The sequence below is a fragment of the Paenibacillus zeisoli genome, assembly GCF_003994465.1.
GTDB classification, from domain to species: Bacteria; Bacillota; Bacilli; order Paenibacillales; family Paenibacillaceae; genus Fontibacillus; species Fontibacillus zeisoli.
The window spans coordinates 71,400-91,061 of record NZ_RZNX01000007.1; the positions used below are offsets into that span (position 1 = coordinate 71,400).

General features: G+C 46.2%; 18 protein-coding genes. 14 read left to right on the top strand and 4 right to left on the bottom strand.

Annotation, left to right across the window (positions count from 1 at the left end):
• Positions 1-359 precede the first annotated feature (359 nt).
• Positions 360-1,553 carry an NAD(P)/FAD-dependent oxidoreductase gene (locus EJP77_RS15400; protein WP_127200137.1) on the top strand — a complete coding sequence of 398 codons (1,194 nt, stop codon included), beginning with the start codon at positions 360-362 and terminating at the stop codon, positions 1,551-1,553.
• A 1-nt stretch (position 1,554) separates the two neighbouring features.
• Positions 1,555-1,812, top strand: a complete 258-nt coding sequence (locus EJP77_RS15405; protein WP_127200138.1) for a hypothetical protein — start codon at positions 1,555-1,557, stop codon at positions 1,810-1,812.
• 115 nt (positions 1,813-1,927) lie between these two features.
• Here EJP77_RS15405 and hemQ read toward each other — a convergent pair whose 3' ends face one another.
• Positions 1,928-2,674, bottom strand: coding sequence for a hydrogen peroxide-dependent heme synthase (gene hemQ, locus EJP77_RS15410; RefSeq protein WP_127200139.1), 747 nt, complete (start codon positions 2,672-2,674; stop codon positions 1,928-1,930).
• Between the two features lie 163 nt (positions 2,675-2,837).
• Here hemQ and EJP77_RS15415 point away from each other — a divergent pair, with 163 nt between their 5' ends.
• The 6 genes from EJP77_RS15415 to EJP77_RS15440 all read left to right on the top strand — a co-directional run bounded on the left by EJP77_RS15415 (position 2,838) and on the right by EJP77_RS15440 (position 7,149).
• Complete coding sequence (locus tag EJP77_RS15415) at positions 2,838-3,131, top strand: YuiB family protein (RefSeq protein ID WP_127200242.1); 294 nt, start codon at positions 2,838-2,840, stop codon at positions 3,129-3,131.
• A 289-nt stretch (positions 3,132-3,420) separates the two neighbouring features.
• The gene (locus EJP77_RS15420) at positions 3,421-3,996 is read left to right on the top strand and encodes an RNA polymerase sigma factor (RefSeq protein ID WP_185897368.1); all 576 of its coding nucleotides are present in this window, start codon (positions 3,421-3,423) and stop codon (positions 3,994-3,996) included.
• Positions 3,968-4,888 carry a DUF4367 domain-containing protein gene (locus tag EJP77_RS15425; protein ID WP_127200141.1) on the top strand — a complete coding sequence of 307 codons (921 nt, stop codon included), beginning with the start codon at positions 3,968-3,970 and terminating at the stop codon, positions 4,886-4,888. The genes EJP77_RS15420 and EJP77_RS15425 overlap by 29 nt, the downstream gene beginning before the upstream one ends.
• A 223-nt stretch (positions 4,889-5,111) precedes the next feature.
• A complete protein-coding gene (locus EJP77_RS15430) occupies positions 5,112-5,720 on the top strand; it encodes a transglutaminase-like domain-containing protein (protein WP_127200142.1) in 609 nt (202 codons plus the stop codon).
• Between the two features lie 32 nt (positions 5,721-5,752).
• Positions 5,753-6,226, top strand: coding sequence for a GNAT family N-acetyltransferase (locus tag EJP77_RS15435; protein WP_127200143.1), 474 nt, complete (start codon positions 5,753-5,755; stop codon positions 6,224-6,226).
• Between the two features lie 41 nt (positions 6,227-6,267).
• Complete coding sequence (locus EJP77_RS15440) at positions 6,268-7,149, top strand: PhzF family phenazine biosynthesis protein (RefSeq protein ID WP_127200144.1); 882 nt, start codon at positions 6,268-6,270, stop codon at positions 7,147-7,149.
• A gap of 296 nt (positions 7,150-7,445) precedes the next feature.
• On the opposite strand, the gene EJP77_RS15445 is transcribed toward EJP77_RS15440, so the two are convergent.
• Complete coding sequence (locus tag EJP77_RS15445; protein ID WP_127200145.1) at positions 7,446-8,768, bottom strand: MFS transporter; 1,323 nt, start codon at positions 8,766-8,768, stop codon at positions 7,446-7,448.
• 176 nt (positions 8,769-8,944) lie between these two features.
• On the opposite strand from EJP77_RS15445, the gene EJP77_RS15450 reads away from it, so the two are divergent.
• The 4 genes from EJP77_RS15450 to EJP77_RS15465 all read left to right on the top strand — a co-directional run bounded on the left by EJP77_RS15450 (position 8,945) and on the right by EJP77_RS15465 (position 14,447).
• Positions 8,945-10,147, top strand: coding sequence for a helix-turn-helix domain-containing protein (locus tag EJP77_RS15450; RefSeq protein ID WP_127200146.1), 1,203 nt, complete (start codon positions 8,945-8,947; stop codon positions 10,145-10,147).
• A 145-nt stretch (positions 10,148-10,292) separates the two neighbouring features.
• Positions 10,293-11,816: a replication initiation and membrane attachment family protein gene (locus tag EJP77_RS15455; protein ID WP_127200147.1), complete on the top strand. Its 1,524-nt coding sequence runs from the start codon at positions 10,293-10,295 to the stop codon at positions 11,814-11,816.
• 26 nt (positions 11,817-11,842) lie between these two features.
• Positions 11,843-12,799 carry a primosomal protein DnaI gene (gene dnaI, locus EJP77_RS15460; protein WP_127200148.1) on the top strand — a complete coding sequence of 319 codons (957 nt, stop codon included), beginning with the start codon at positions 11,843-11,845 and terminating at the stop codon, positions 12,797-12,799.
• Between the two features lie 208 nt (positions 12,800-13,007).
• A complete protein-coding gene (locus EJP77_RS15465; RefSeq protein WP_127200149.1) occupies positions 13,008-14,447 on the top strand; it encodes a WD40/YVTN/BNR-like repeat-containing protein in 1,440 nt (479 codons plus the stop codon).
• Between the two features lie 127 nt (positions 14,448-14,574).
• Here EJP77_RS15465 and EJP77_RS15470 read toward each other — a convergent pair whose 3' ends face one another.
• Complete coding sequence (locus tag EJP77_RS15470) at positions 14,575-14,730, bottom strand: YqzM family protein (protein ID WP_127200150.1); 156 nt, start codon at positions 14,728-14,730, stop codon at positions 14,575-14,577.
• A 264-nt stretch (positions 14,731-14,994) separates the two neighbouring features.
• Here EJP77_RS15470 and trxA point away from each other — a divergent pair, with 264 nt between their 5' ends.
• Complete coding sequence (gene trxA / locus EJP77_RS15475; protein ID WP_127200151.1) at positions 14,995-15,306, top strand: thioredoxin; 312 nt, start codon at positions 14,995-14,997, stop codon at positions 15,304-15,306.
• 113 nt (positions 15,307-15,419) lie between these two features.
• Positions 15,420-17,537, top strand: coding sequence for an excinuclease ABC subunit UvrC (gene uvrC, locus EJP77_RS15480; protein ID WP_127200152.1), 2,118 nt, complete (start codon positions 15,420-15,422; stop codon positions 17,535-17,537).
• 365 nt (positions 17,538-17,902) lie between these two features.
• On the opposite strand, the gene EJP77_RS15485 is transcribed toward uvrC, so the two are convergent.
• The gene (locus EJP77_RS15485) at positions 17,903-19,594 is read right to left on the bottom strand and encodes a CPBP family intramembrane glutamic endopeptidase (protein ID WP_127200153.1); all 1,692 of its coding nucleotides are present in this window, start codon (positions 19,592-19,594) and stop codon (positions 17,903-17,905) included.
• Positions 19,595-19,662 lie beyond the last annotated feature (68 nt).

Here is a 19,662-nt window from a genome sequence, read left to right on the forward strand (position 1 = left end):
TAATTATAATGCTGCTTTCTTTTCTTGCAAATTTTTCTGAAATAAATCAGAAAACGACCCGGGTAATTACGAGAAATATGGCATAAATTCACCTCAAATTAAGACTTGATCTTTTACTTTAAAGCCTTTATTATTCAAAAGAGTCAAAAGCCCAAATTAGGCAAAATTAAAGAAAAGTCAAGCAAAATCAAGTTGAATTTGGCCTGATTTTTGCAGAGAACGGCATAAGATCGATGGAACATTATTAAGATGTTCATTATCATGCAACAATACCCTGAGATTTTATGTGTATAATTTCACAAATAATTTCGGCGATTTGAACAAATATAGATTGAGGCAGCTGGAAGGAGAACAAAGACATGAGTTCCATACCTAAAATCGTTGTTCTGGGTGCTGGATACGGTGGGATACTCACCGCTCAGAAACTTCAGAAGGAGTTAAATTATAACGAAGCCGACGTAACCCTGGTGAATCGCCATGATTATCATTATTTTACCACGCATCTTCACATGCCTGCTGCAGGGACGGATTCTATAGATCATACACGGGTTCAAATTTCCAAGCTTATTGATGAATTCAAGATAGATCTGGTCAAATCTAATGTACAGGAAATTCGTCTCTATGACAAAAAGGTCATCTTGGAAGATGGAACGCTATCCTATGATTATTTAATTATTGCACTGGGCGGTGAACCGGAATCGTTCGGTATCCCGGGACTTGCCGAGCATGCGATGACGATCCGCAGTATCAATTCCGTGCGTCTGATTCGTCAGCATATTGAGTATCAGTTTGCCCGGTATAAGATGGATGAGAATCGTAAGGACCGACTTAATTTCGTCATTGGCGGGGCTGGATTTAGCGGGATTGAATTTGTTGCCGAGCTGGCTGACCGGATCCCTGGCCTATGCAAGGAATATGATGTCGATCCTGCTCTGGTACATATTTATAATGTGGAAGCTGCTCCAACCGCTCTTCCGGGGTTCGATCCGGAACTTGTCGAATACGCTATGGATGTTCTTAAGAAGAAGGGAGTCACCTTCAAGATCGGAACAGCGATCAAGGAATGCACACCTAAAGGTGTGATCCTGGCAACGGATGAAGAGATCAAGTCAGCGACCGTAATTTGGACGGGTGGAATCAGGGGCAACCGCTTGGTGGATGCCGCTGGCTTTGAGACTATGCGCGGCCGTGTGAAGATCGACGAATATTTGCGGGCTCCGGGACATGAGAATGTGTTCATTATTGGAGACAATTCTCTCATGTTCAATGAGGAAGGTAGACCTTATCCTCCAACCGCCCAGATTGCTATGCAGCAGGGTGTGATCTGTGCCCACAACGTTGTAGCTTCCATCCGCAATCAGCAGCCTAAGAAGTTCGTCTTCAGTAATAAAGGTACGGTGGCTTCATTGGGTAAAGGAGAAGCTATTGCGACAGTAGGAACCAAGAAATTTAAGGGATGGACAGCTGCTCAGTTGAAAAAGCTGGTTGATATGCGTTATCTGTTCATTATTGGCGGAATTCCGCTAGTTCTCAGAAAAGGGCGGTTCTTCTAAGATGCGTCACTGCAGTGTTCAGGTACGCGGGCTGCTTACCCGTGATGAGCTGGATCGGTATAACGGCCTCATCGAAGCAGGGTCTTTCCTGGAAAGTCAGCAGCGATATGACCTGGCTTACCATGTTCAGAAGGAGATTGATACGCTGATTCTTCCGGCAATAGAACGGCTTAAGGAGAAGAGCAGGGATCGGGACCGGGCCACGGCTGAATTCCTTGAATCTCTGAAGCGTCTTGAGCAGGAAGAGGATGAGGATTAAATCGCCGGCTTAGATTGAGTTATTGGCAGTCAAAAAGGGTGCCTGGGAATGTAACGTTTCCAGGCACCCTTTTTGTATGCGTACAGCGGAATATACTGATCCGCTGCGGTAGACTTTAGAGTTTGAGCATTTCGGCGAATAGTTCATCTGTTAGCAGGTTGCCAACATAGAAGCTGCCGAACTCTCCATATCTTGCGCTGACTTCGTCGAAGCGCATCTCATACACGAGCTTCTTGAACTGCAGCGGATCATCTGCGAACAAGGTTACGCCCCACTCCCAATCATCGAATCCGACAGAACCGGTGATAATCTGCTTCACCTTACCTGCGTAACCCCGGCCGATGAGGCCGTGACTGCGCATCAAGCTGCGGCGTTCCTCCATGGACAGCATGTACCAGTTATCAGCAAGCTCGCGCTTTTTATTCATTGGGTAGAAGCAGATGTGCTTGGATTTCGGTAGTACAGGCTGAAGCCGGGCAATAACTTCCGGTTTCTGTCTAGGATCTCCTTCGCCTGAAGCGAGGTAGTTACTCAGCTCCACTACACTGACGTAGGAATAAGCTTTAGTAGTATACTGAGCAAAAGTGGTTTTATTGAAAGCTGTTTCGATCTGATTGATCTCCTCAAGTGACTCACGGAGATACATGAACACGAAGTCAGCCTTTTGTCCAATAATGGAATAGACAGCCGTGCTTCCTGTACCGGCTTCTTCAATAGAGCCCCATTCCTGCAATAATACATGCAGTTCATCCAGGGCTACTGCTCGTTCCTCATCGTCTGCTGCCTTCCAGGCGGTCCAATCGATGGAACGGAAATCATGAAGTGCATACCATCCTTCTAGTGTTAAAGCTGCCTCGTTCATCTTATCACTCCTAATTATTTCATGCTCTTCTACCATTGTAGCTAATTGAAGCTGGGCGGGCAAATGGCTTCATCAGGTCTTCATAAAGCTCGTTGCAGGGCCTGCAATTTTTTAGTACACTGACAATAGTGTTGAATGAGGGGAGTACGAAGGAGTCATGGGACTGGGATTTATCGTCGTTTTTATATTAATGGTACTATTTTTTGTCATGATGTTCGGTATCGGATTTATTTTAAATATGTTGATGAAGACAACATGGTTTCCAAGCTATATCTTCATCATTGTAATTCTGCCTATTGTTGTGTACTCGTTATGGGATCATACACAGTCGATGGGAGCCTACCTGAAGTCCTTCCATCTGGTGGATTACTTGACAGCGGTTGCAGGACTTGCGGGAGCCATCCTCAGCGGCTGGACTATTCAGAAGCTACGGCTTGGCGGATACAAAATGTTCTAAGTTGGTTCAGGGTTAGAAGAGACTGCATCTATTCAGATGCAGTCTTTTTTGTGCGGGCTCATACCGCAATGGAAGGAATTCTGCTGATTGTTCTATTGTATGGTCGGTTCGGATACCCCTTGTGAATGTCCTGGATGCCGATTTAATTAATCTCTTTGACATAGCCGTAGAACTGTCTTTTTGATATGTATTGATTTCTTCAAAAAAATAATTATAAAGATGTCACAAAAGCATCTATTTTGATTGTTATTACTCATATAAACAGGGCCCTGGTATGGAAGGAGAAAATATGGATCAGAAAAGCGAAGAGTTAGAAATAGATATTATTGTGGCTCAAATAAAAGACGGAAACAAGGAAGCGTTTCGAGCGCTTGTTTGTGAATACCAACGTAAAATTCACGTGTATAGTTACCACATGCTTAGGAATAAAGAAGAGGCTGAGGATGCGGTTCAGGAAATCTTTTTAAAGTGTTACCAAAATATACACCAATATTCCCAAGGAACATCCTTTTCCGGATGGTTGTATACAGTTGCATATAATCACTGCATTAATTTACTAAAGAAGCGAAGTTTACGCCATAAGTTGATAGCACTTTATCGTACACAATTGGCTCAAGCAAAGCAGGAAGTAGATTATGCATCCTTATCTATTCAGGACGTATTAGGCTTACTATCTGCCGAGGACAGAAACTTGCTTGTGCTTAGAGTATGGGAAGACCTAAGCTTTGATGAAATAAGCAGGATTATGAACTGCAAACCGACAACAGTACGTAAAAGGTTTGAGCGTATTCGCAAAAAATTGAAGATGAAAATGATTCAATTGGAGGAGAGCCCAAATGTCCCAAAAACAGCATTTCGAAGATGATGTGGAAGAGTTAAAAATTCTATTTAATAAACCGGGTTTGCCTATCCAGGATTTTTCTACAAGAATAATAAATCTTATTGATGAACGGGAATGTAAAACGAATTTAAAACCTAAAGTTTTCAGACGAACTGCCTTCGTTCTCGCGATCGTGTGCGTACTCTGCGGATTCACCTACGCAACAACAAAATGGATCGAGTTAAAGGACAACAACGGAAACGCTGTTATAGAGGTAAGACCAACAGATAGTAGAGTCTTACCTGCATATCAACAAGCACTCGATGAAATCCAGAAAAAGCTTTCTCCTGGGGAAACTGCTACCGTCTGGTTTGGTAGTAAAGATGATATTCTGAACAAAAAAACAGATCAGGTCATGCATACCTATCGGGGGTATAAATACACTGATTTCAGTCAATTTACAAAGGCGATTGCAGCTCCATTCGAATCGAGTCAATTTCAGCCTATTCTCTCAGAAGGATATCAATTTAAAGAAGCATCAATCTATAACTCTGAGATCGGACTCGGTAAAAAAGGGAAAATGATATTTGGTACAGCTTCAAATGGACAAAAGCTTGGTTACTTTACGCAGAAAGTAATTGGAAATCAACCCAACTTCATTGGAATCAGTTATACGAATGGGGAGCAGGAAGTAAGCTATTCAACTTACTTCTCAGGAATGGAAAAAGAAATATTTTTCGATAGTTCTCCTTCAGTGGATGCTAAAACGGTTATCAATAATGTAGACACCTATTATTATGGTGAAGAGAATACACAGGAGAGATCACTGCGGTGGGCTAAACAAGAGAATGGGAGAACAGCTCATTTTGTGTTGAGTAGTACAACCGCGAGCAAAAATGAACTATTGAAAATTGCAAAAAACATCCTTTCTGATTGAGTTTATTTAAGGTCTTGTCTTTATGGCTTTAATATTGAACTAACCGGGAACGATAGTGGAACGCACCATGGAGTAGTTGCCGCCGGCAGCTGCTCTATTTTTATTGCGCTAACGGGCAGGTTATGGACAATAACACAAAATAGTTGAATTATTATCAATATAGCTGCATAATTATACATATTAATTTTTGCCATGCAATAAACATTGGAAGGAGATAAGCAGGATGATGTTGATTTGTGAGTCAAATTCTCTAGTAGATTATTTGATTGAATCAGATGAAGTCGATTTTAATCACAGCTCCATTAAAGAAAAGAGTTTAGATCTATTTTCTACATCGTCTAGCGAAGAGGATTTTGTACAGAAAGCTTATGAATTTGTTCGAGATGAAATATCTCATTCGTGGGATATACAAAGTTCAAGGATAACGTGTAAAGCTTCGGAAACGCTTTTTTATAAGGAAGGTATTTGTTACGCTAAGTCAAATTTACTGTGTGCTATTTTAAGAAGTCGAGGAATTCCAACTGGATTTTGTTATCAACGACTTACATTAGGTGACACTCCAGATACAGGTTACTGCATCCACGCTCTAAATGCCGTTTTTCTGAAGTCACAAGGAAGATGGATTCGTTTAGATGCGCGTGGGAACAAACAAGGTGTTCATGCTGAATTTTCACTAGTTGACGAAAAACTGGCATTTAATGTGCGGGAAGAGTACGGCGAAATAGATTACTCGACAATATACATAAATCCAAATACTAAAACGATCAGCGCATTAAAGCATAATCCAGATTGTAAGCATATGTATCTCTATGGCTTACCAACAGAATTGTAGAAATTGAATGCGCGAATGGGAGGAGCTTTACTATGATACGAATTGAGGAAGCATCACTAGACGATTATCCCATTATTACAGAACTATTTGAACAACTAATCAGAGAAATAACATTAAGGACCAGTAGCACTTCCCCTATTTTTCAGGTTTCGGGTACCTTGGAGAGATGTAAGTATTATCTAGAGTCCGGAATTTATAAAGTATTTAATGCGATTGATGAGAATAAAGGGCAGATCGTTGGCTTTTTATCATTGTGTGAAAGTAACTCTTTATATGCAGATGGGAACTTTGGAATCATTCAAGAGTTTTATGTTCAGCCAGAATACCGTTCAATGGGTGTTGGTTCAAAATTGCTTCTTTCAGCAAAGGAATATGGAAAAAAGAAGAGTTGGAGGCGGCTGGAGGTAACAACCCCACCTCTTCCGGCGTTTGAAAAAACGATCTCGTTTTATGAAAATGGTGGATTTAATGTTACAGGAGGTAAGAAATTGAAATATTCAATTTAATGAGATCAATGAAATTGATCACAATAGGGGACGAGCGGAACATGAATGTGGAAGTGTATACGTTAAATGCGTTTGCGAAAGGTGAGCAAGGCGGTAATCCAGCAGGTGTTGTCTTGAAGAATGACCTTTCGCTGGATGTTGCTGAAATGCAGTTCATAGCGAAGGAATTGGGCTATTCGGAGACAGCCTTTATGGAGAAATCCCTTCTTGCGGATTATATAATCCGTTATTTCACCCCCGTCAGTGAAGTTGATCTGTGCGGACACGCAACGATCGCTGCATTTGGACTCATGCATTCGTTAGGTTTGGCAAAGGAAGAGACTTCGTACACGATAGAAACCAAAGCAGGGATATTGGATGTTGATATTAGCTCCGGCGGTCTTGTCTATTTGTCACAGGCTCTACCACAATTTCTTGAAAGAATATCCTGTGAAGAAATTGCCCCATCTTTGGGGATTGATGCCAAGAACCTCGAAACCGGGTTGCCTATCCAGATTGTTTCGACGGGGCTGCGGGACATCTTGATTCCGATCCGCAGCAGGAAGCTCTTAAATGAGGTTCAGCCGAATTTTGACTCCATCACCGCCATTAGTGAAAAGTATGATGTGATTGGATATCACCTGTTCACGATGGATACTCCAGACGGTGCCGCTGCGGAATGTCGGAATTTTGCGCCGCTGTACGATATTCCCGAGGAGAGCGCGACAGGAACATCCAACGGTGCTCTTCTCAGCTATTTGTACCATCATGGTAAGCGATCTTTACGGGAAGTGGAGCAAGTCGTATTCAGGCAAGGGTATTCGATGGACTGTCCTTCTGAAATCAAGGCAGGATTGCGCCTGAGCGAGAGCGGTGAAATCAACCAGGTTCTGGTTGGCGGTGCAGTGGCTTGCATTGAACGAAGAAACATCATACTAAGCTGACGGCAGCTGTCTAGATGATTTGCGTTAAAAGGATAGATCCATTCAAACTCATCATGCAAGGTAAAAAAAGCAGTATGTTGCATTAGTTGAATGACAACAGCGGCGGTCTAAGACTTTATTCTTTAAGTCTTGGTCCGCCGCTGCTTCTTTAATGGATCATTCTAAAACTTTTTTAAAGCTTACGATTCTTCGATTCATAACGCCGTTAATTCAACGTTTCAGTCTAACGCTTTATCTGCACCGAACATTAACCCTCTTCAAAGCGATACCTTGGAGTAACACTGCCAACAGCCAATTTAGGTAGACACCGAGAATAGGGAGCGGTCAGTTCCCAGCTCGGACTTCTGTTCGCGCCGTAGGGTGCGGCCGCCGATGAGCGTGACGATGAGCAGGGAGATTCCTGAGAAGACAGGCAGATAGTAGGTAGGGAGAATGTCAAGCAGAACTCCGAACAGAACCGTGCCCAGCGGGGCAATCGCCCCAGCCATAGTTTCAACGATCCCGAATACCCGTCCTCGATAATCAGGATCAATCGTAGTCTGGAACAAAATTTGAAGAGGGATATTAATCGAAATGATCACTATTCCAATGGCAGCCATGAGAGCGATATAGTAAAAGTAAGCGGATGGCCTGCTAAAGATCGGAATATACGGAAGTGACATGGCAGCAATCAGGCAGGCCAGTATGATCAGCCCGCTCAGCAAAGGCTTAAGCGGGTGTGAGGTGCTTTTCCGGATAGAGAGAACGCTTGCCATAGCCAGCATGCCGACCGCAAGTGAGGCTTCAACCACCCCATATTCCCTCGATCCCATCCCAAGCGAATGAACCATAATGTAGGGAAGAGTAACTCCAAGTGCGCTGGAGAAGAAGTTGATCCAGAAGCAGATAAGCAGAAGTGACCACAGAAATCGTCGCTGTCTAACATAGATGAAGCCTTCGGATAAGCTGCCAAAGAGCTGAATGAGGATGGAACCGCCGGGTGCCTTGATGTCATAAGTGGCTTCAGCCGATACGGAATTTGGAGCCGTCATACTGCGAAACCTTAACGCGAAGCCCATGAGGGAAGAAGCCAGGAAACCTGCACCATTCAGCAGCATGAAGGTGTCCAGAGATACGAAAGCATAGAGTAGCCCGCCGAACACCGGACCCAGAATGCTGCCGATCGAAGTCGCCATCTGATTAAGTGAGCCGGCCTTCTGAATGCTGCTTTCTTCTACCAGCATAAGGAGTGAAGAGGTGAGGCTTATGCTGTAAAAGGTAGAGCATACCGACAGCATAATCAGTGTGACATAGATTCCTGTGACAGTGGGTCCATACAGAGCTGCTGCCATGAATCCTAGCAGCATTACAGCTAAGCTGGCCAGATCCGCTCCAATAATAAGCCTGCGGCGGTTCACCCGGTCCGCGATAACCCCGGCAATCGGGCCAAGAATAATTCGCGGCAGCATCCCGCAGATCAAGGTGATGGCAAATTGACTGCCTGAACCGGTTAGCTTCAGAATATATAACCCGCATATAAAGGTGTACATACTTGCCCCGAGCAAGGAGACAAGCTTGCCAGAGAACATCAGAAGCATGTTATGGGAATCCTTCTTTGACGAGGTTGTTCCGCGTGACATCTCAACAACTCCCTTGTATAAAGTTAAATTTAATTAAACTTATTATATGCAATATATTTCCTTATTTCAACCAAAAGTTAATTTATATTTAACTAATTATCCTATTATTATCTCTTTCCTCTAAGGCCTTTATTGCGCTATACTTGGCTTATTAATCAAGATAGGGATGAACGGATATGACCATAATCGGTGAACGAATCAAGCATCTACGCAAGCAGCGCGGTATGACACAGACGGATCTTGCTGGTGAGCATATGACGAAGAGCATGCTCAGTCAGATTGAGAATGGCAAGGCGCTGCCATCCATGAGGACGCTTCAGTATTTGGCCGAGAAGCTGGGCGAAGAGGCAGGGTATTTTCTCGGTGAGGAAGATGAACGGGGAATCACCGATTTGGTTCGGGAGATTGAAGTGGATAGTAAGAAGAAGGCTTATGAGGAAGTGGTGCGGAAGGTACTACCGCTGCTGAGTACCAAGCTTCCCATGACCATTGATGTGGCACGGATCATGGAATTCTATGCAGAGGCTTGCTTTCATACGGTTCACCCTGGAGGAGAAGAGGCGGTTCAGCGGGCAGTGGAGATTTATGAACGGTTCGGATTATATGTGGAGAGCTCCAAGGCCAGGTATCTGAATTACGCACACCTCTTTTCACAGGGGAAATACGGCTCCTCACTGGATCTGATCCGGGAGGTTAGACGTGAATATGAGCAGAAGAAGATTGGCAGAGACGTGATTTTCGAGCTGGATCTGTACTATGCGGAGGCGGTATCCTTATCCGCCCTTGGGATGAATCGGGAGAGCCGGGACGCGATGCTGGCGGCACTTGCGCTATCCAAAGAGCAGGAAGTGTACTATATGACAGACCATTTTCTGCGTATCTTAGGCAAAGAATTCTATGATAGCGGCGAAAAAGAAAAAGCGGCTGAGTATAGACAAAAAGCTCGGGTATTCGCGGAATTCACGGGGAATCGAGATAACCTGGCCTATATTGAAATGGCTGAGGCAAGAGTTCATATCCGCGAGGGGCGGTATGAAGAAGCTCTTGCACATATTGAGAATGTAGCCCGGATTCAGCAGAAGAAGAGTGCCGTATATTGGCTGGAGCTCGGAATCTATTATTATCATACCGGCCAGGCGGAAGCAGCACTTGATGCATTCAGCCGGGTGGTCATACCGGAGACTGCCTATCATCCCTCGGATCGATCGAATCTGTATGCTGCGGATGCCTATATGGCGAGGCTGTATGCGGCCAATGGGCAGACTAGGGAAGCTAAGGAGCTGTCCGCCCGGGCGTATGAAAAGGTCAAAGATTTTCCGCATAATAGATCCCGGAAATTCATAGAAGAAACCTATCTGGATTTACACAAGTCTGAATAATTGGCAAAAGGAACGCAGGCCATTGTACGCTCGCTTGTAATCAGCCAATTTCGGCGAATTTTGTAATCTTTTAACGATTCCGGTCACAAAGATTTGTGCTAGAATAGATAAAGTCTACATTTCGCCATGGAAGGAGCGATAGGTTATGCGCATCACTAATTTACATCATTTCTCTGAACATCACTCATTCTGCGTATATCGCGATTTCGGTCTTGGCACCGTAGACGGAACTATGCTGAGTCAAGTCTACCAGCCAATGGTAGGCGCTTTTGCGATTTCACTATATCATCTTCTATTTCAGCAGGTTCCGCTGGAGAAGGTAGGTTATTCCTCCATAGAGCAGCAGCGCCGCTTATTTCTCACGCTTGGGCTTGAGCCCAGCGAGAAAGGCAGAAAGTTCCTAGTTGAGCTGACCTCGAAGCTTGAAGCTGTGGGGCTCATGCAGACCAGCCGGATTTATTTGCCGGAGAACGATGATTATTTATATGAATACGAACTTCAAGCCCCTTTATCACCTGCGGATTTCTTCAAGACCCAGCATTTGACGCTTCTGCTGAGAGACAAAATTGGCAAGTTTGCTGTGCTGTCCCTTCAGGAGCAGCTGTGGAATAAAGAAAATGGAGACTTCCCGGGACGTTCCATGAACAAGGAGAACATTTCGGTTCCTTTCTACGAGATATTTGAGCTGAATGCCCATTCGATTGATTATGAGCTTGAGCAGGCTATCGCCGAAGTCTCAATTTCTAGACAGCCCGGTCTTAGGCTTGCCGAAGAGGACGGGTTCAATTACGCGGATATCATTCTGCGCTTTCCACGGGATTCCGCTAATCGGTCTTATGTAGAGGGGCTTCGCTATAATACAGAACAGTTGGGCGCCGTTAATTACGTAGCCCGCAAATACGAGCTGTCCGTTCAAGATCTGTGCCGTCTGCTGGATGAAGACGGTGTGTTTGGCCCGGATGGCAGTATTCTGCAGGATGAGCTGCAGCACAAGGCCAACCTCTTTTTCAGGCAGGGGAAGAAACGCAAGGAAGAGCGTCAGGTTCAGGGCGGCAAAGTAATTTCGCTTAGGCAGCAGGAGCATGGTGGTACGAACGAGCCTCCTCTGGAGCATGCCGTACAGATGGAATTCTATGTTGAGGTTCCGCCTCAGTTCATGGAGAAATGCGATATCCATCAATATAATATGATGCTTCGTAATGAGCCGTATACCCGGCTGCTGAAGACCTTTTTTCCAGGTGCCATACCGGACAATTTGCTCGATATCTTCGAGAATATTGATCACAACTACAAGCTTCCAAGCGAGGTTATCAATGTATTGATTCACTACTTGATGGCTCTTCTGACTTCAGGCGGCGAACAACGGATCAACCGTAATTTCGTGAACGCAATTGCCTCCAATATGTTGATGAAACAGGTCAATACATATGAGAAGGCAGTTCATTATATCAGGGAACAAGCTAAGGTGAAGGTCAAGAATGAGACGGCTGCAGCAGGTGCTTCGGGAGGCCGAACACGGGCTTATTCCCGGAATGCCAAGCTGAAGCCGGACATCCCTATTGTACAAAGTGCAGGGGCTGATCAGGACGGCGGCGTATCGGAAGAAGAATTTGCTGAGTTGATCAAGATGGCTGAAATGATGCAGGCGAGCAAGAACAACGGCATTTAAGAATGTAATAGATTGAAGGTGGATAAATGGAATCTTTGGGGGAAATGCTTCAGCAGATGAAGAGTCCGCAGTTTCGGCAGCGTTCGGAGCAAATTCTAAATAATTTGCTTCATGATCCGCTCATTCAAGAGCTGCGTTCCCGTCATCCCGAAATTAGTGAGAATCAGCTGACACTGAATCTCAGCAAGCTGTACCAATATGTCAATGACAGTCGGCACTGCAGCGCTTGTCCTGGCCTGGATCTCTGCCCCAACGATTTCCAGGGCCACTTCACCCGGCTTACTGTGGAGACTGTGACTGGAAGATCTCAGCTCTACGACAGGCAGGTTCCTTGTTCCAAGCATCTTGCTCGGGAACGGGAGATTGAAGTCAAGAAGCGGATTCACAGCTTCTATGTGGATGAACGGGCCATGCAGGAAGGCTACGATATGGTAGAGATCATGTCTAAAGACAGCATGCGTTCGCCTGCGGTTGGGCAAGTATTTCGGTATATTAATGAGACCAGAGAGAATGGTCTGTCTCCACACGGTCTGTATTTGGTAGGCCATTTCGGAACAGGCAAGACCTTCCTGATGACCTATCTGCTGCATGAGCTGGCCAAGGCCGGACATTCAGGGGTCATTGTCTATATGCCAGAATTTGTGGAGGATTTGAAGTCTATGCTTCAGGACAGCCAGAAACTGAAAGAAACGGTAGAGATCATGAAGGAAGCGGACTTGCTGATCTTTGATGATATCGGAGCAGAGAACCTGAATCCTTGGGTCCGTGATCATGTGATGGGTGCAATCCTGAATTACCGTATGAACCGCAAGCCCACCTTTTATACCTCAAATTATGATCTGAAGGCTCTGGAGAAGCACCTAAGCTTTACGAGCAAGGATGGAGAAGAGGCCCATAAAGGTCAGCGGCTCATGGACCGAATAGCTCCATTCGTTGATGTTGTTGCTGTGAATGGAACGAACAAAAGGGGAAGCCGAAAGTAAATGATTATGTAAGTGTTGTAATGTTATTTTAACCGTTCTAAATTGAGATGGCTCTTAAGGTCTGTTGTACTCCCACCCGGGAGTAGACAGGCCTTTTTTGGTGTAATCTTACAATAATGACACGAATCCTAAATTTAATGCCGCTATAATGGTGGGGAATTTCCAAAGTCCAAGACGCTCCAATTCTAATATTTAGGAGGTACCTGATATGAAATTAAAATCGAAGTGGATGTATGTGCTGCTGTCGCTGACGATAGCAGTCACAGCTTCGGCATGTTCCGGCTCGGCAGATTCTAATAACGGCGTGAACGGTACGCCCCAGAATATCAAGAGTAATCAAGGGACCGACGCTGCTGGCCAAGGCACAAGTCAGAGCACCGGTCAGGGTACAGGGGATGTGAAGCAGGGCACAGATCAAAGCTCTGAACAGGGTATGGGTGACGCGAAGCCGGACACAGATCAAAGTGCTGATCAAAGTACTGGGCAGAGTAGTGCAGAGTCGGTGGGTACCAAGAACGGAGCGGTCAACTCTGCAGGCGTCAAGGGAGCCAAATCTGCGCAGATCCAGGCTCTGCTTACCGGCTTCAAGCTTGTAGGGGACCGGACAATTTTCACATGGGGCAAAGCTTCAAAGGGGTCAGTTCGTGTATATCGTTCGGGTGATGCGGGAAAGACATGGACGGATATAAGTCCCTCGCCTGCCGTATCGGCTGTAGATGCGGATAGCACCTTTGCAGCTTGGGATGAGCGTCATTTGCTCCTGCTTTCTGCCCAAAATAACGGAACCCGCAAAGTTATGCATTCCAAAGATGGAGGGAAGACATGGTCAAGTGGTCCAGTGCTGCCTTACGCCATCAACGCAGAGACCGCACTTATTTCGTCTACACAGGGCTACCTGTTGACAGAGAGCGATGCAGCCATGGGGCATTCGGGCAAAACCTTCTATAAGACCGCAAATGGCGGAGTGACCTGGACCAAGGTCATGGATAACTCAGAAGCGAGTCTGCCCCGTGAAGAAGAGGCGAAGAAAGGGTTGATGCCTCAATATGGTTTTACCGGATACGGTGTGTCTTTCCGCGACCTGAAGCATGGCTGGGTACCTATGCAGTCCCGTGATGGAGTTCCTCGCCTTGTTCGTACGACCGATGGAGGGGTGAGCTGGAAGCTGGTGGATCTGTCAAAGGCAGCAAATTGGGACGGAAATAACCCTCAAATTACCGCAGCTCCTGTATTCTTCGGGAAGAATCATCTACAGGGCTGGATGCCTCTCTCTATTCATAAAGATAAAGCCTATGATATTGGCGGATTCCGTACAAGGGATGGCGGGGAGAGCTGGGTCTACCTTCCTTTCGAGCAAAATATCCCTGAAGGCAGCCGTATCGCGGATTGCAGCCCAGTTTTCGTATCGCCGGACAAAGGGTGGTTCTGGAATGGGACAGAGCTTAAGACTACGGTGAACGGGGCCAAGAGCTGGCAGGTGCTGAAAGTGAATTCCGAATTTAAGAAGTCGATCTCTTCCTTTCCGGAAATGAAGGAACTCCAGTTCACTGATGCCCGTCATGGCTGGGTGCTCCTAACCTCGGAGGACAGTGAACATTCAAGACTGCTGAAGACTGAGGATGGCGGCATAACGTGGGAGATCGTCTAGAAGTGCTGATGTGGTAGGAGAAGCAGTGATTCATAACCTCTATAAAATAACAAACACCTTCCTGACGTGTACACGTGGAAGGTGTTCGCTTATTCATCATGATTAAATCGATTTCAGTGGATGGGCCTTAGCTGGCAATGAACTTCCAAATGACCATGCCAAAGAAAATCACAAACATCAACGCGAACATGCCCGTGAAGCCGAACATCAAATCGCCAAAGTCATTACGGGGTTCTTCGTTAATATGCTGTCGCGGGTCATTCACGCGAATTGGGGTCTCCATGGCGCCGGGGCCTCCTCGTCAAAAATAATCCATAAAATTAGTCATAGACAAAACCGTTTTGGGTTATTATTAGTATAACCAAACGCCAAATCATTTGTAAAGAACAACAGGCTCTTACTGTTTCCCATTTACTAAAAAAATGTGGTATACTTAATTTGTCGCTATATGGAAGGAACAAAAGCACTCATTGTACTTTTAATTCCATTCATGGGACTGTTGTATTCAATATTAATTTATGTTCTAAAACATAAGGAGGAGATATACATGGCTATCGTAAATGTTTCGGATCAATCCTTCAGCACTGAAGTAGAAGGACAGGGCACTGTTCTTGTTGATTTCTGGGCACCTTGGTGCGGACCTTGCAAAATGTTGGCTCCAATTCTTGATGAGCTATCAAGTGAAGTAGATGTTAAAATTGCAAAAGTGAATGTGGACGAGAATCCTGAATCGGCTTCCCGTTTCGGCGTGATGAGCATTCCGACCTTGATCTTCTTCAAAGACGGCCAGCCTGTCGATAAAGTTGTCGGTCTGAACTCCAAAGAATCACTCAAGAACCTGCTTGCAAAGCACCAGTAATCTGTTCTTGTAAGCCAGACGCCTCCGGTATGCCCCGGGGGCGTTTTCTTTCGTTTGGCTGGCAGCAGATCTAAGCCCGCCAGCAGGAATTCACGCGGAGAGGAGAGAATTGCGTGGACGACTTCATTCAGGAATGGAACGAGCAGGAGAAAGCGCTTGAGGCGATTAACCACAAGCTGGCTTTGCTCCCAGACCTTCCGGGCTGTTATTTAATGAAGAACAAAGAAGGTACCATCATCTATGTCGGCAAAGCCAAAGTGCTGAAGAACCGGGTCCGCTCCTATTTTAGGGGCAGCCATGACGGTAAGACTCAGCGCCTGGTGACCGAGATACGTGATTTCGAATATATCGTAACGGCAAGCAATATGGAAGCACTCATTCTGGAGTGCAACTTGATTAAGAAGCATATGCCGCGTTATAACGTGCTTCTGAAGGACGACAAAACTTTTCCGTATATCAAAATAACGAACGAAGAACATCCGCGGCTGGAAGTAACCCGGCGGATTTTGAAGGATAAAGCGAAGTATTTCGGCCCCTACCCGAATGGTTACGCGGCTCATCAGACCAAGAAGCTGCTGGATCGGATGTATCCACTCCGGAAGTGTAATGTGATGCCTAAGGAAGTATGCTTGTATTATCATATGGGACAGTGTATGGCCCCTTGTGTACAGGAAGTTCCACAGACATCTTATGACGAGATTTCCCAGGAAATTACACGGTTTCTCAGCGGCGGACATGAGGAGATCAAGAAAGAGCTGCGGCGCAAGATGGAAGAGGCAGCGGAGGACCTGTACTTTGAAAGGGCCAAAGAACTGCGTGACCAGATTATCAACATCGATGCCTTGATGGAGAAACAGAAAATTTCTATGGCCGATTCCCGTGACCGAGACGTCTTTGGATTCGCGGTGGATAAGGGCTGGATGTGTGTACAGATCCTTTATATGCGCCAAGGTAAAATGATTGAACGCCATGCTTCTATTTTCCCGTTCTATGGGGATGCCTACTCTGATTTCCTGTCCTTTGTAACCCAATATTACAGTGATAATCCGGCTCTGCCGCAGGAAATTTTGCTTCCGGGCATGGAAGAAAGCGAAGAGCAGAAGCAAGCGGCGGGCGAAGCAGGTGCTGAAGGCAGCAGCACGGCAGGTGCCGAGATGGCAGCTGATGACGGGACCCGCTCAGGGGAGGAGAGAGCAGTACCTTTTCTCTCTGCAGAAGCCCTTGCTGCAAGAATATCGGAAGAGGATGCGGCGGGAGGAGATTCCTCTGCGGATTCGGTGGAGTCTGCTGGACAGGAGGGAGATCCCGAGGCGAATGCAGACTCCGGAGCTGCCGAACGGGCGGCTTCCGGACTAACGGATGCGGTTAGCGGAGCAGCTTCGCTGCAGCAGTGGCTCGGGATTAAAGTCTACGTGCCGCAGCGTGGATTAAAGCGTCAGATGGTCTTGATGGGAGTCGAGAACGCGCGGGTTGCCTTGAACGAGAAGTTCAGATTGATTGAACGTAATGAAGAGCGTACCTCTAAAGCCTCGGAAAGCCTGGGGAACTGGATCGGACTGTCATCGCTGCGGCGTATTGAGGCGTTCGATAACTCCAATATCCAGGGCGCCAATCCGGTATCGGCCATGGTGGTCTTTACGGATGGGAAGCCGGATAAGAAGGAATACAGGAAATACAAGGTACGGACCGTGCAAGGACCAGATGACTACGAGACCATGCGCGAAGTCATTCGCAGACGTTATGAGCGGGTGCTCAAAGAGAATCTACCGCTTCCGGACCTAATTGTCGTCGATGGAGGGAAGGGACAAATCTCAGCTGCTATCGATATTCTTGAGAATGAGCTTGGATTATTCGTTCCCGTAGGGGGACTCGTGAAGGATACGAAGCACAAAACTGCCCAGCTCATGATTGGAGATCCTGCTGAGCCGGTTAATCTCCCTAGAGACAGCCAGGAGTTCTATCTTTTGCAGCGCATCCAGGATGAGGTCCACCGCTTTGCGATCAGCTTCCACCGGGAACAGCGGGGCAAGTCGATGGTAACTTCGCGGCTGGATTCGATTCCGGGAATCGGCGAGAAGCGTAGAAAGGCACTGCTCAAGCATTTCGGATCCCTTAAGAAGATCAAAGAGGCAACGGTTGAAGACTTCCGGCCATTATCCATAGGTGATAAGCTTGCGAGACAGATTATAGCTGCTCTACGTGATGAAGAAGAGAGTGTAACTCCAAATTGATACTACGTTACGAACGCTTCTCTTCTCGAGAATCATTCCATACTTGGATATAAATGCAGCAGGCCGCCTGGGGATCATACCCTGGGCGGCCTGCTTCGTTTGATTTTGGAATCTATAAGTGTTTAGATTTGAAACGGATCTAACTCCGTTTCTTTGTCTGGCCCAAGACTGAAGCAGCGGAGAGAACGAAGCGATTCCGGAGAAGCGTCAGCGGTCGCCTTTGTCCCCGAATTTATTCCGCTAAGGAATTATTCAGTAAATTTGGGGACAACAGCGATTGGAGGAATGGTTCGTTCGCGCAGCGTCTCTTGGGAGAAGGGGCAGCTTTGGTGATGACACCGCCATTTTGCCATTTGCCAAAGTAGTTAATCTTCCAGGATAAGGGCAGGTGATCCTGGCTTCTGCCGCTTAAATACATAGATCAAGAAGCCAACTACAGCTGGAAGAAGGATGTAGATTATGCCCGTCAAAATACTTCCCATATCGCCCATAATCATTAAGCTTAGTCCCATAAGGACACTGTCAAAGATAACATGAGCAAAAAGAACAGTAATAAAACCTGACCGAAGGAAGATGAAACTGAACAACAGGCCGATGAAGGCCAGTTCAATCGGTCGTGAGATAACGGGATAGATCGGATACAAGGTATGGCCGAATGCCCAGATCAGAGACGAGATCAGACTGGCAATCCAGGTGCTGCGGAATATCTTTTTCAGCATGGGAATTCCGAATAATCGATAGACCGCCTCCTCCCCAATGCCCGCTGTCCAGGCCACCAGAGGGAATAGCCAAGGGTATACCATATTATAGGTGGATTGAGTAGCATCGGTCGTAGACCAGGAATGAATCGTTCCTTCAAGCAGTACGAAGATAACGGACTGGGCACCCAGCAGGATTAAAGCCCAGGCATAGCCCCGGATCATGGAATTCAGCACATGGCTTCCATACCCGGGCTCATTCGCACGCCTCCACATGGTAATCCCCTGCTTACGCCATAATCCATCTCCTCCTACAAGTGAGAAGTAGACTGAAGCGGTCACCATCAGGGTGAAGAGGGCCTGCACGACAAGAAGTACGGTCAACGTCCCTTTGGACATATTCTGTGATTGCAGGACAGGCATCAGATTAAGTACGGTGAAGATATTGACTGCAAAGTAAAAGGCAGTTAGAAAGATGCCTCTTCCGAAGGAGGCATGGGGCCGGGTTCTAGCACTATAGACTATAGCCAGAATGCCAAGTACAAAGGACAATAGGGCATAGCCGCCAAAATAAAGCCAGTTAGCCAGGCGGGTCTGCGCCTTTACATAATCCAAGTGAGACTGAGGTACGCTGAAGGCGGCCTCCATGGAGGAGACTTGGCCATACTCAAATTGGAACCGCAGTTCGGCGGAAGCCTCACCGATAGTGTATTTGTTAACGCGGTAGGTCAAACCCAGGTCATCCGGCCCGCTGACAAGATCCAGTTCATGGGCTCTATAACCCAGGGCTTCGAGATACGGAATTGCCTTATTTTGCTTGTCCGTAAGAGAAAGATTTCCTTCCAGCTCCTGCAGATTCTGCATGGCAAGTGAACGATTCTGCTCCAGCATGACTTCCCGGTCTTTGCGGGAATACAGCTGGACGGCCTCAAAGCCAACAACAGCACCCGTAGTCATATGTACGTCTATATCAAGTTGTTTGACAAACGAAGCAGGATTCGAGAAGCTGACACGGTAAACGTCATAGGGGAACCGCTTCTCATATTTATTGTTATACGTAGTGAGTAGATTTTTCTTGCTTAAGTAGCCATAAAAATCAGAGTCAGATTGGTAGGTGACCAGGGGCTTCACCTCTGTATCCAGGCGATCAAGGCCGATTGTGTTCTCTGCGAATTGCTTAGCTGCCAGTATCGCCTTATCTTTGCTGATAATCTGACCAGGGGGCTCCTGCTGGAGTCCATCTGTGGAGGTAAGAGGAAATACTTGAATGTACAGGAAAATAACCAGTCCAACAACGGCCATGATCCATAACGCTTTGTTGCTTAGCGGCAGCTTGTGATTCGGCCTTTGAGCTTTCATGAGCAAACTCCTTTGTTTTATATTAATATGTAATTAATGAAATGAACTTAAGCCACAGTAAAGATAAC